The sequence below is a fragment of the Caldicellulosiruptor obsidiansis OB47 genome, from assembly GCF_000145215.1.
Taxonomy (GTDB): Bacteria; Bacillota; Thermoanaerobacteria; order Caldicellulosiruptorales; family Caldicellulosiruptoraceae; genus Caldicellulosiruptor; species Caldicellulosiruptor obsidiansis.
This window is the reverse complement of sequence record NC_014392.1, coordinates 427,501-441,067: the sequence shown is the minus strand read 5'-3', so window position 1 is coordinate 441,067 and position 13,567 is coordinate 427,501. Positions and strand designations below refer to the sequence as shown.

7 protein-coding genes and 2 rRNA genes (1 of these 9 cut by a window edge) are annotated in these 13,567 nt (G+C 40.0%); 1 reads left to right on the top strand and 8 read right to left on the bottom strand.

Annotated elements, in window-relative coordinates; translation table 11 throughout:
- Positions 1-511: 511 nt before the first annotated feature.
- Positions 512-2,857, top strand: a complete 2,346-nt coding sequence (locus COB47_RS01765) for a glycoside hydrolase family 65 protein (protein ID WP_013289705.1) — start codon at positions 512-514, stop codon at positions 2,855-2,857.
- Between the two features lie 69 nt (positions 2,858-2,926).
- Here the strand turns inward: COB47_RS01765 and COB47_RS01760 are convergent, their stop codons facing one another.
- The 8 genes from COB47_RS01760 to COB47_RS01725 form a co-directional block, all read right to left on the bottom strand.
- Complete coding sequence (locus COB47_RS01760) at positions 2,927-3,946, bottom strand: LacI family DNA-binding transcriptional regulator (RefSeq protein ID WP_013289704.1); 1,020 nt, start codon at positions 3,944-3,946, stop codon at positions 2,927-2,929.
- 92 nt (positions 3,947-4,038) lie between these two features.
- A complete protein-coding gene (locus tag COB47_RS01755) occupies positions 4,039-4,872 on the bottom strand; it encodes a carbohydrate ABC transporter permease (RefSeq protein WP_013289703.1) in 834 nt (277 codons plus the stop codon).
- A gap of 43 nt (positions 4,873-4,915) precedes the next feature.
- A complete protein-coding gene (locus tag COB47_RS01750) occupies positions 4,916-5,803 on the bottom strand; it encodes a carbohydrate ABC transporter permease (protein WP_013289702.1) in 888 nt (295 codons plus the stop codon).
- A 101-nt stretch (positions 5,804-5,904) separates the two neighbouring features.
- Entirely contained in the window at positions 5,905-7,131 is a 1,227-nt protein-coding gene (locus tag COB47_RS01745; RefSeq protein WP_013289701.1) for an ABC transporter substrate-binding protein, read from the bottom strand.
- A 233-nt stretch (positions 7,132-7,364) separates the two neighbouring features.
- A complete protein-coding gene (locus COB47_RS01740) occupies positions 7,365-9,632 on the bottom strand; it encodes a glycoside hydrolase family 65 protein (RefSeq protein ID WP_013289700.1) in 2,268 nt (755 codons plus the stop codon).
- Between the two features lie 13 nt (positions 9,633-9,645).
- The gene (locus COB47_RS01735; protein WP_013289699.1) at positions 9,646-10,317 is read right to left on the bottom strand and encodes an HAD family hydrolase; all 672 of its coding nucleotides are present in this window, start codon (positions 10,315-10,317) and stop codon (positions 9,646-9,648) included.
- A gap of 410 nt (positions 10,318-10,727) precedes the next feature.
- Positions 10,728-10,844: ribosomal RNA gene (gene rrf, locus COB47_RS01730) — 5S ribosomal RNA — on the bottom strand.
- Positions 10,845-10,915: 71 nt separating this feature from the next.
- Positions 10,916-13,567: ribosomal RNA gene (locus COB47_RS01725) — 23S ribosomal RNA — on the bottom strand (it continues 297 nt past the right edge of the window).

Sequence of the window (13,567 nt, the reverse complement as noted above, 5' to 3'; positions counted from 1 at the left end):
TTACCCTTCCATATCATATTTCATCATTTCATCCATCAATTTATTCATTAGTTTTTTAATTGAGTTACAATCTTTTTTATAAAATTTTGTACTAAAACTTCTCTTTTTGTTAACCTATACCCTGGAATTTATATGCAAATCTTATCTCACGCATCTTTATATTGTCAATCCCGTCTTTTCTTTTTTTAAATTAATTTTTGCGATTTTTTCAATATAAAATTCTTCTTCCTCCAAATATCTTGAAATTTCTTCAATTTTCTCTCGCTTTCATAATTAAACATAAGCAAACCTCGGTGGCTACCAAGTAAACCTTGTATTATTTCCCATGTCAAACACAGTAGCTCACAAACAAGAATATTCTCTCTGTAATTTATTTGAACATAATGTTACCGAAAATATTTCGGTAACATTCCCAAAACATATTTAAAAAGTAACTTCCAGCCATTGACTGTAAAATTATAATAAGGTATGATTACGTAAAAAAGATTTTGCAGCGAAAGGAGAATACAGTTTGAGAAAGCTTCCCAAAAAGGAACCTATATTTTTGCCAGATGAGTGGAACATAATAGAAGATGGATTTCATCCTGAAAATAATTTTATGCTTGAGACCATATTTACAGTTGCAAATGGATATTTGGGTCTGAGGGGAAATTTGGATGAAGATTTCCCCGACAAAAAACAAAGTTTTAAAGCAACGTATATCAACGGTTTTTATGAAGAGTTTGATATAACCTATCCAGAGGGTGGATATGGATTTGCAAAGCGCGGAGAGGCAATGGTAAATGTGGCTGATGTGAAGACATTTGAAATAATGATTGAGGGTGAAAAATTCAATTTATTCAGTGGAAAAATTTATAAACATATCAGAAAACTTGACATGAAGAGCGGAACGGTAGTACGAGAAATACTCTGGGAATCTGAACGTGGCAGAAAAATTTATATATCTTTTGAGCGTCTTGCATGCTTTAAAAGACAGCATTTAGGAGCAATCAACGTCAGAATAAAACCTTTAAATTTTTCTGGCAGAATAAAAATTGTAAGCAAAATAGATGGAAACTCTTCAAATCTTCTTGAGACAGAAGATGTGAGAGTTGGCTCGGGAATAGAAAAATTTCCTTTTGAAACAATTAAGGCTTGCCATGCTGAGCTTAGTGGTTTTTTGATGCAGAAAACTAAAAAGAGCAGACTTTCATATGGCTGCATGGTAGAGCATGTTTTGTACTTTGATGATTTTCAATATAAATCTTTTACTGACAAAGAAAAAAACCTTGTCATATTTGAGATTGAATTTGATGCTGAAAAAGATATGGAATATAATTTGACAAAATATTTTTCATACTTTACACAAAGAGATATTGAAGAAGATTTGATTGAAGAGCGCTGCGCTGCTGAAATACTTGAAGCAAAAAAGATAGGTTTTAAAAATCTTTTGAAAGAGCAAAGAGAATTTTTAGAAACCTTTTGGGAAAATGCTGATGTTGTGGTAAAAGGGGATCCTAAGATTCAGCAAGCTATAAGATTTAGTCTATTTTCACTGCTTCAATCAACAGGTAGAAATGGTATTTCAAATATTGCCGCAAAAGGTCTCACAGGTGAAGGTTACGGCGGACATTATTTCTGGGACTCTGAAATTTATATAATGCCGTTTTTTATTTACACATATCCAGAAATTGCAAGAATGCTTCTAATACACCGCTACAATCTTTTAAATGCAGCAAGGCAAAGAGCAAAAGAACTTCATCATAGTGGTGCTCTTTATCCATGGCGAACAATTGCTGGTAAAGAGTGTTCAACTTACTTCCCAGCCGGAACTGCGCAATATCATATAAACGCTGATATTGTCTATGCCATTAAAAAATACTTTGAAGTAACAGATGATTTAGAATTCATAAAAAGTTATGGTGCAGAGATTGTATTTGAAGTTGCAAGATTTTATTCAGAACTTGGCCATTTCAGTGAAGCAAAGAACGGAAAGTTCTGCATATTCTGTGTCACTGGCCCTGATGAGTATACTGCGCTTGTTGACAACAACGCTTATACAAACTACATGGTAAAGATGACCCTTGAGTTTGCTACAAATCTTTATACTCTCTTGAAAGAAAAAGACAGCGATGCTTTTGAAAAGCTTTGCAGAAAAATTGAGCTTTCAAGAGATGAAGTCTTGCTGTGGAAAAACATTGCTGATAACATGTATTTGCCGTACAATCCAGAGCTGAAGATTATTCCTCAGGACGATTCATTCATCTATAAAAAGAGGCTTGATTTGTCAAAAATCCCAGAGAGTCAGTTTCCTCTTCTTTTGAACTGGCATTATTTAGACATCTATAGATATCAAGTTTGCAAACAGCCAGATGTTCTTTTGCTCATTTACCTTTTAAGAGAAAACTTTACATTTGAGGATTTAAAAAATAACTATGAATACTATGAGCCAATTACAACACATGACTCATCACTCTCACCCGCAATCTTTAGCATCCTTGCAGCAGAACTTGGGTACTTAGACAAAGCATACGAATACTTTGTATATACAGTAAGAATGGACCTTGACGATTTAAATGACAATACAAAAGATGGAATCCATGCTGCTTGTATGGGCGGTGCTTGGCAAGCTTTGCTATTCGGTTTTGGTGGAATGAGAACAAACAAAGGTATACTTTCCTTTGCTCCAAAGCTTCCTGAAAAACTTGAATATTTATCGTTTAAAGTAAGATACAAAGGAAGAGTTTTGAAAGTGGAAACAACAAAAAGCATTACTTCCTATACACTTTTGGAAGGTGAAAATATTCAGCTTTCACACTATGGTAGCAGTTTTGAATTGAAAAGAGGACAGACTAAAGAATTTATACTTGCCAATTAAAATTTTAAAGGCTGTGAGAAGATTTGCGCTTTCTTCTCACAGCCGTTTTTGTTGAGCTTACAAAGATATTCAGCGCAGCTTTGCTGTTGATTCTCTTTTTACAAGCTCTGGCTCTAAAATAATGTGGTTTATTGGCTGCTTTGAAATCAAGTTCAAAAGCAGATAAAATGCTGATTTGCCCATCTCACTCTTGTTCTGTCTTATTGTTGTAAGAGTGGGGGTGATGTAACGTGCCAAGGATATATCGTCAAATCCAACAACCGAAACTTTTTTAGGCACATCCACACCAAGTTCCTTTAATCTTTTTATAAGACCGATTGCCATCATGTCTGATGCAGCAAACACTGCTGTGACACCTTTCTGGACAAAATAGTCTGCTGCTTTAAACCCGCTTACCTCTGTAAAATCACCTTCATAAATAAGTTCACTGTCAACCTGAAGTCCGTTTTTGCTCAGTGCTAATATATAACCGTTCAATCTTTCTTGACTAACATATGCTTTTTTGTGACCATTCAAAAATCCTATTCTTTTGTGTCCAAGGTTAATCAAGTGTTCTGTTGCAAGCTGTGCACCTTTTAGATTGTTTGTTGTCACATAACCTATATTTGAGTTTTTTATTGGAATGTCAAGCAAAACAACAGGATAGGTACTTTTTTGTATTTCATTCAGATACTCATCATCCATTTTTAGTCCCATAATGAATGCACCTTCAAGCCCTTTTTCCTGCATAACCGTATCAAAAGAGATTCTTTTTTGCTCCTCTGAAGATGTTGAGAGCAAAACAACCTCATAACCATTGTCCATTGCAGCTTTCCTGAAACTTATAAGTATCTCATAATAGAAAACACCATATATACCTTCTTTCTCCATGTCTTCAATGAACAGTCCAACTCTTTTTGTCTTGTTTGTGACAAGGCTTTTTGCAAAGATATTTGGTGTGTAATTTAGTTTTTTGGCCATCTCTATTACCTTGTCTCTTGTTTCCGGGTTTATATCTGAGTAATTATTAAGCGCCCTTGAAACAGTGCTTGGTGACAGTCCTAAAGCTTTTGCAATATCTTTTATGGTCACATTCTTATTTTTTCTCATTTTTCGCGTTTCTCCCTCTGTTTTTTGAAATGTTTTACTAAAACCTTGAAATTAATTATACACTTTCTTTGCCTTATTTTTCAACATTTTTATTACTCTTTAAGCCCTGTTGTGACTATTCCCCTAACAAAATATTTCTGAAATGCTACGAAAACTATTATGGTTGGCAAAGAAAGAAGGATTGCTCCTGCTAAAACCTGGTTCCAAAATTGATAGTACTGACCGTAAAATGAGTTGAGGCCTACCGGCAGGGTATACAACTCTTCAGACGAAGCTATGATGCTTGGCCACATGAAACTGTTCCAGTTGCCCACAAATATGAATATAGCTTGAGCAGCCAAAGCTGGCAGGGATAGCGGTAAAAATATTTTAAAGAATATTCCAAACCGTGACAGCCCGTCAATCAATGCTGCTTCTTCTAAATCCTTAGGAATTGTCAAAAAGTACTGGCGCATGAAAAATACATAGAATGCACTTACAAGCCATGGAATGATTAGTCCTTTGTATGAATCAATCCAGCCAAGTCTGTTTAGAATAAGGTAAATAGGAATCAAGAGTACCTGCCCAGGTATCATCATTGTACCTATGATAATGTAAAAAATAACCTTTTTCAGCGGAAAGTCAAGTCTTGCAAGAGCATATGCTGCCATGGAATTAAAAAGCAAATTACCAGCTGTGACAGCTACTGCAACCACAAAGCTGTTAAAAAGCCACCTCATAAACGGAAACTCTGTTGTGATGTATTTATAGCTACTGAAGCTCAACTTTCCAAAGTCAACTGAGAATTTTGTCACATCTTCTATAGGTTTTAAAGAAGTTATAACTGCAATCAAGTAAGGCACTAAGGTTATCAGTGCCCATAAAATGCAGATTGTATATAGAACTATTTTGACTCCAATCCCATAGGTATTTTCCTTCTTCCACACCTTTTTCTCATCTCCTTTTTCGATAATCCAGAAAAATCGTTACTTAATATGACATTTCCTCACCAAAGAACTTTCGCTGAATTAATGTTAATACAAAGATAATCCCAAACACAACAAATGCCATAGCTGAGGCAACTCCCATGTTGAACTCTTTAAAAGCTGTTCTGTATATCATCACAACCATTGTCATTGCTTTTCCCATGGGACCACCATCAGAACCGCCTATAATGTATGACAAATCAAACATTTGAAGAGTGCTAATAAAAGATACAACTGTGTTGAAAAATATCATCGGTTTTAAAAGAGGTACTGTGATTTTAATAAGCTTAATAAATTCTCCTGCACCTTCAACCTCTGCAGCTTCATAAAGCTGGTCTGGAATTGTTGAAAGTCCAGACAAAAATGTAACCATATAAAACCCTACAGACCCCCAAACAGCAACACTGACAATTGCCGGCATCACAAAAGAAGGTTCATTGAACCAGTTTCGTGGAGTAATCCCAATATGCCTTAAAATCTGATTCACAATCCCATCTGTTTTGTACAAAAACAGAAATATAATTGATACTGCTACAGGTGATGTAACTGTGGGAAGATAATATGTTGTCCTGAAAAACTCCTTGAATTTTACCTTGTCATTTACTATCACAGCTAAAATGAGAGCAATAATAAGCTGAGTAGGAACAACTAAAACTGAATAATAAAGTGTATTAAGAATAGAATCTAAAAACATCTTGTTTGTCAGCGCTTCTTTATAGTTAGCAAAACCTACAAATTTAGGTGGAGTATCTCCTAAAAATGAAAAGTTCTGAAAACTTATCATAAAAGCTTTTACAAGCGGGTAAGCAAAAAATACACAAAAAGACAGTATATAAGGAAGCAGCATGACAAAAGCTGTCAAGTATTCTTGCGTTTTTGTTCTATTTCTCATTTTTTATTCACATCCTCCTATAACTTACAGTTATATTCTTATAAATCAAGGCAGGCTTTTTTACCTGCCTTGATTATTTTCCCAGGTAGTATTCTTTTATTTTACTTCATGATTTGCTTTACTCTTTCCTCAATGTTCTTCTTAAGGTCATACTTTTTGCCAATTACATAGTCTTCAAATGCTTTGTTGAAGACATCCACAACTTTTGTGCCATCCAGACCATAGAAATAGACCTGCGCATATTTCGCACCATCAACAAGCGCTTTTCTCTCTGGATAAGTCTTAGCAAAACTTACACCTGCGCTCTTCAATGAAGGAAGTGCCAGACCTGCTTCAACCACATACTTTTGTCCACCTTCTCCAGTTAAGAATCTTATAAGTTTGAACGCTTCAGGTTTGTGCTTTGAATTCTTGCTCATTACATATGCAACGGTGAATGCCATTGTTGACTTACCAGCTGGTCCTGCGGGAAGTTCTGCAATTCCATATGAGTCTTTTGGTATCTTTCTGTCATTTAAGAATGGAATCATCCAGCCACCTTCAATTGTCATAGCAGCTTTCTTGTCAGCAAATGCATCTCCAACCCAGCCAGCGCCTAAGTCCTTCGGAGTCTTGCATACTCCTTCTTTGAAAAGGTCAAGTGCAAACTTTAAACCCTCCAAAGCTTTCAGGTCTGTAAAGACTGGCTTGTTGCCATCAAATACTTTACCCCCATTTTGATATGCAAAAGGTTGAATTCTTGCAAGTTCAAGGTTCATGGTAAGACCTACAACTTTGTCTGTTGTAAGTTTTTTAGCATACTCTTTCAGCTCCTGCCATGTCTTTGGTGGCTGTGTAAGACCTGCCTGTTTGAACATCTCTTTATTGTAGAACAAAACTAATGTATTATAATCCTTTGGAAGTCCATACACTTTTCCTTTGTAGATGAATGGCTGGAGAAGTGCTGACTCATAACCAATTGTTTTGACATTGTACTTTTTCATCCAGCTGTCAAGCGGCTCTAAGACATTCTTTGCAATGTACTGCCAAGCTGGCATTGAATCCATGTAAAAGATATCAGGTTCTGTTTTAGATGCCATGAGAAGCTGCATCTTTTGATTATAGTCACCGACAATTTCAACTAATTTAATATCGACATTGGGATAGAGCTTTTTGAAGGCTGCAATTTGGTTTTGAACAATCTTCTTCTCAGCAGGAGAAGATGACCACGCACCCAGCTTTAAAGTTATCTTGGAAGTGGCAAAAACATCTTTTTGTGTAACAAACGCACCTGCAAGCAAGGAAAGTAGAAAAATTAGTGTTAATAAAATTGTTAGAAATTTTTTCATAAAACAAACCTCCTTTTTGAATTAAATATTTCGGAAATGTTTTCGATGATTTTATTATACAACAAGTTAGTAATCTTGTCTATAGGTTTTTAATTTAATTTTTAAATTTTGTTTATTAGGTATAATCAATGCTGTTTCATATTCTCCAAACTTCCAAACTTTTTTCGAAATCTTTTCGTGAAACTAAACTCCCTGTGAAATTTTTTTCCCACAGGGAGTTGTTACTCAAAAGCCTATAATACTATTTCTTTCCCTCTTATCTTGATTTTTATTTTGCTTTTCTCTACTCTTTTTTTGATCTCAACATTTTCGGCAGTTACAGTAAAATCCAGTAAGTTTCCTTTCCACCAGATGCTAAATTTCAAAGCTTTCCATCTTTCAGGAAGCCACGGATTGACAGATAGAACATCATCCTTTTCTATTTTCAGACCACCAAATCCAAATATCAAGGCTTGCCATGTGCCGCCCAAAGAGGCAGCATGTATCCCCAAAGCTGTGTTGCCCTGATTGTCTTCAAGGTCTGTCAAAGCGGTACGCATAAAGTTTATATATGCTCTTTTTGTCTCGCCCACTCTTACTCCCATCAAAGCATAGATGCTCGGGCTCAATGACGATTTGTGCATTGTCCTTTTTTCATAGTAGTCATAATTTATTTTTATAACCTCTTCATCAAACTGGTCGCCGAGCAAATACAAAAGCATCACAACGTCTGCTTGTTTAACGAGCTGATAATTATTCAGCTTGTCAAGCTCAACACCTTTTGGCCAGACTGGCATATTGTTGCTGTCGTATTCTTCAATAACAAAATCTTTAAGATTAAAATATCCCTCAAACTGTTCAATCAGCTTTGTTTCAGGATGGTATGGAATATAAATCTTTGATGCAACTTTTAGCCAGTTCAAAGGTTCATCTTCTGATAAGTTTATTTTTTTTACTAACCTTTCAAAATGGCTGGGGTAATTTTCCTCTAAGCGTGTCAATACTTCATAGGCCTTCTCCAAGTTCCACTTTGCAAGATAATTGGTATAGGCATTGTTGTTACAATGTTCATGGAACTCATCCGGACCTATCACATCATTTATTTCATACTTATCCTTTTCTTCATTGTATTTACAAATAGAAGCCCAAAATCTTGCTGTTTCAATCACAATTTCCGCACCATAGTTTAAAAGAAACTCCATGTCATCTGTTGCACGCACATACTCTAAAACTGCAAAGGCTATGTCTGCTGAAATATGATATTCTATATCCCCCGTCCATATTCGAACAGGTTTGCCAAGGTAATCATATCCCCACTTTGGTGTTTCCTCTTGTCCGGTGTCTGCAGACTCCCAGGGGAACTGCGCACCTTTGTATCCATTTTTCCTTGCATTCTCTCTTGCAGCGTCCAAAAGATTGTACCTGTACATCAGCATTGACCTTGCAGCTTTCGGGTTTGTGTAAATGTAAAATGGGAGCATAAATATCTCTGTATCCCAAAAAACATGGCCTTTGTAGCCTTCTCCGTGAAGGCCTTTTGCACCAAGGCTAACATGTTCATCTTCTGGATTTGCCATACTAAGCAGATGGAAAACGTTGAATTTAAGACTTCTATCTGCAACCTCATCACCAATTACCTCAAGCTTAGCAACATCCCAAAGCTTGTCATACTCTTCTATATGTTCAGAAAGCAGCCTCTCAACACCTAATTCTTTTGCTCTTTCAAGCTTGTTCTGTGAACTTTCAAAAATATCCTCAACGTTTTCTCTCGAGGACACCAATACACTCAGCTTTACAATCTCATAACTTTTTCCTTCTTTCGCTTCAACCTCAAGGTTTTCGGTAATAACGCTTCCTAAATCTTTTACAAATCTATTAAAATAACATTTCTGACCATCTAATAAAACCTCTGTAGAACTTGCCATTCCTACTTTATATCTTTTATCCTTTGTTGTAATATCAAGGAATATACAGTTTTTGCAATCCCTTTTATCTTTTACTTCATAATGTTTTACTCTATCGTTTGGAATATCCTTAGAGTTCATAGTATTGGCATCGATAAAACTTTCTACATTTAAAACTGCTGAGTAGTTTTCACAAACCACATTATATTTTTGAACAATAAGATTTTTATTTTTCATGCTGACAAATCGAAATCCTTCTATTGATGTAATTCTACCCTTTTCATCTTTTAGTCTTAATTTTCTGAAAAGCAGTCCCTGTTTTAAATCTAAAACTCTTTTAAACTCAAGAACTTTACATTTCAAAGGATTCAGATATTCTCTATTTATATATATCCTAAGACCTATTGGATTTGGCAAATTTACAAGCTCTGTAACCTGAGCTATGTCTTTGTCAAATACACTTGCTATGAAAGTTCCTGGGATCTCATCACAAAAACACTCTTCGTTGATTCCCCTTATTCCTATATACCCATTTGTAAGAGCAAAACAGGTTTCATGTTTATGTGAAACTCCAAAACTTTCCTGTTCAATCAGCCAGTTTTTTTCTGAAAGTTTCATTATTGAAAACCTCCTAAACCATTTTGAAAAGTTTTTCATGAAGATTCTCAAGAAGTTCCAAGTTAACATTGGTCAATTTATCAACCACGTAATGAGCTTCTTTGAGCCTATCAAATTGACCATCTCTACAGACACCAATTGTAAGCATCCCCGCACGAATACCTGCCTTAACACCATCTATGGCATCTTCAAACACGGCGCACTCTTTTGGATTTACGTTTAGCCTTTGTGCAGCAGTAAGAAATATTTCAGGGTCAGGTTTCCCCTTTTTGAAATCATACCCTGTTACAATTGTGTCAAACATATTGTAAATTCCTATTTTGGTTAAAATTTTGGTAGTATTTTTGCTTGAAGAAGCAACAGCAAGTCTTATATTGTTTTGCTTCAAATGATTTAAAAGCCATATGCTATCTTCAAAAGCTTCTAAATTTTCTTGTTCAACAAATTCCAAAAAATATCTCTGTTTTTCCTCTGCCATCTCTATTAGCTCGTCTTCAGGCACATCATATGCAATGCTTCTTATTCCATCTAACCTTGGCTTTCCATCAACTTTCCATTTGTAATCTTCATATTCAAACTTATAACCGTGGCTTTCAAACATCTTCTTCCATGCTTTGAAATGTAGCTTTACAGTATCTGTTAAAACACCATCCATGTCAAAAATGGCTGCCTTGATTTTTCCCATGAAAAGCAAACCCCTTTGCTGAAATTGTGGTATAAGACTATTATAAATGGTTTTCGAATTGTTTTCAATATCGTTTTCGTTTATTTTCGATTTCCTGAAGTAAACTACTTGAAATGTTAGATAATATTTTTTACAGGGAGTTTCAGGGAAGAATTAATTTCATAAGTATAAATGCAGTGAAGACATGAAAGTTAAGAAAGTTAAAAATTTAGATGGAATAAATATATTAAAATAATCCAGAACAATAAAAATAGAAACCAGAAGGAAAGTTAAAAAGAGGGCGGAGTACGAACACGTCCCGGTTTTTTATTGTTTTAATTTGCTAAAAAAGAAGTTGTAGCTAAACATTTGCATTTTTTGTTTTCAGCTTGCTTGTTATTTTTTTTAACACATATACACAAAAATAAAAAATCCGGCAGCCACCTACTTTCCCGTGCCGTCTCCAGCACAGTATCATCGGCGTTGCGAGGCTTAACTTCCGTGTTCGGAATGGGAACGGGTGTTTCCCTCGCTCTTTCGCCACCGGATTTGTTACCTGTATTCATCTTTTTCAGCACATTTTTAAGCAGCCTCGCAAGTGAATAGGAGGAAAGCTCACTTGGTCAAGCTCCTCGGGCCATTAGTACCGCCTTGCTCAACGCCTTACAGCGCTTACACATGCGGCCTATCCACCTGGTAGTCTACCAGGACCCTTACCACCTCATCGGTGTGGGGTATCTCATCTTGGGGTGGGCTTCACGCTTAGATGCTTTCAGCGTTTATCCCATCCGGACTTGGCTTCCCAGCCGTGCACCTGGCGGTACAACTGGTAAACCAGCGGTCCGTCCAACCCGGTCCTCTCGTACTAGGGTCAGCTCCCCTCAAATACCCTGCGCCCGCGGCGGATAAGGACCGAACTGTCTCACGACGTTCTGAACCCAGCTCACGTACCGCTTTAATGGGCGAACAGCCCAACCCTTGGGACCTACTTCAGCCCCAGGATGCGATGAGCCGACATCGAGGTGCCAAACCTCCCCGTCGATGTGGACTCTCGGGGGAGATCAGCCTGTTATCCCCGGGGTAACTTTTATCCGTTGAGCGACGGCTCTCCCACTTGAAAACCGCCGGATCACTAAGCCCGACTTTCGTCCCTGCTCGAGATGTCTCTCTCACAGTCAAGCCACCTTACCGCCTTTGCACTCATACCGCACGATTTCCATCCGTGCTGAGGTGACCTTTGGGCGCCTCCGTTACCTTTTAGGAGGCGACCGCCCCAGTCAAACTGCCCACCTGACAGTGTCCCATCACTCGGTTCAGAGTGTCTGGTTAGTGCTCCAGTGCACCCAGAGTGGTATCCCACCGCCGGCTCCATGGAGGCTGGCGCCCCCACTTCTCCGCCTCCCACCTATCCTGTACAGGGCACACCAAAACACAGTGCCAGGCTGCAGTAAAGCTCCACGGGGTCTTTCTGTCCAACCGCGGGTAACCAGCGTCTTCACTGGTACCACAATTTCGCCGGGCACACCGCCAAGACAGCGCCCAAGTCGTTACGCCATTCGTGCGGGTCGGAACTTACCCGACAAGGAATTTCGCTACCTTAGGACCGTTATAGTTACGGCCGCCGTTCACTGGGGCTTCGGTTCGGAGCTCATCACCCCTCCCCTTAACCTTCCAGCACCGGGCAGGCGTCAGCCCCTATACCTCGCCTTTCGGCTTAGCAGAGACCTGTGTTTTTGATAAACAGTCGCTTGGGCCTATTCCCTGCGACCTAAGACCTCTAAAGCCTTAGGCACCCCTTCTCCCGAAGTTACGGGGTCAGTTTGCCGAGTTCCTTAGCGGTGCTTCACCCGTCCGTCTGTGGATCCTCTCCTCGCCCACCTGTGTCGGTTTCCAGTACGGGCACCTGCCTTCGCCTACGCGACGCTTTTCTTGGCAGTGTGAAGCGCAGCACTTCGCCTACTATAATTTCGGCTCCCCATCACGGCTCACGGTTATCGGGTAAGCGGATTTGCCTACTTACCCCCGCTCGCCGCTTGGCCGGGGTAGACCAACTCCCCGGTTGCCTGCTCCTCCTGCGTCCCGCCTCGTAGGATATCCTCCGGCAGGTGGCTCAGGATTATCAACCTGATACCCATCAGCTACGCCTTTCGGCCTCGCCTTAGGCCCCGGCTAACTCTGGGCGGATTCGCCTTCCCCAGAAACCCTTGGGCTTCCGACGGGCAGGCTTCCCACCTGCCTCGCGCTACTTATTCCGGCATTCTCACTTCTGCCTCGTCCACCCTGGCTTCCGCCTTGGGCTTCGCCCTACCGCAGAACGCTCCCCTACCGCTGCAGCTTCCGCTGCAACCCGATGCTTCGGTGTGTGGCTTCAGCCCCGAGTATTTTCGGCGCCCAGCCGCTCGACCAGTGAGCTGTTACGCACTCTTTAAAGGAATGGCTGCTTCTAAGCCAACCTCCTGGTTGTCTTCGCGGCTGAACATCCTTCTCACACTTAGCCACATCTTCGGGACCTTAGCAGTCGGTCTGGGCTGTTCCCCTCTCGACCACGGACCTTATCGCTCGTGGTCTGACTCCCAAGCTTATCACCGCCAGCATTCGGAGTTTGATAGGGTTCGGTAACGTTTTTGCGCCCCTAGCCCAATCAGTGCTCTACCTCCAGCGGCTACTCGCTTGAGGCTAGCCCTAAAGCTATTTCGGGGAGAACCAGCTATCTCCGGGTTCGATTGGAATTTCTCCACTACCCTCAGCTCATCCGACGCCTTTTCAACGACGACCGGTTCGGGCCTCCATGTGGTCTCACCCACACTTCACCCTGGCCAAGGGTAGATCACCCGGTTTCGGGTCTACTTACGCATACTTTCGCCCTATTCAGACTCGGTTTCCCTGCGGCTCCAGCGCTCTCTCGCGCCTTAGCCTCGCATGCGTAAGTAACTCGCCGGACCGTTCTTCAATAAGTACGACGTCAGGAACTCTCGCCCCCTCCGTCTGCTTGTAGGCACAGGGTTTCAGGCTCTATTTCACTCCCCTCCCGGGGTTCTTTTCACCTTTCCCTCACGGTACTCGTCCACTATCGGTCACCGGTAGTATTTAGCCTTGGAGGGTGGTCCCCCCTGCTTCACACCAGCTACCACGGCACTGGTGCTACTCAGGATCAGAAGCACCACTCTACTACGCTTTTCGCCTACGGGGCTATCACCCTCTACGGCTGGCCTTCCCAGACCATTCGGCTAAGCGCCTCAAGTGGCCCTGCGCTTCCGTCCTACAACCCCAC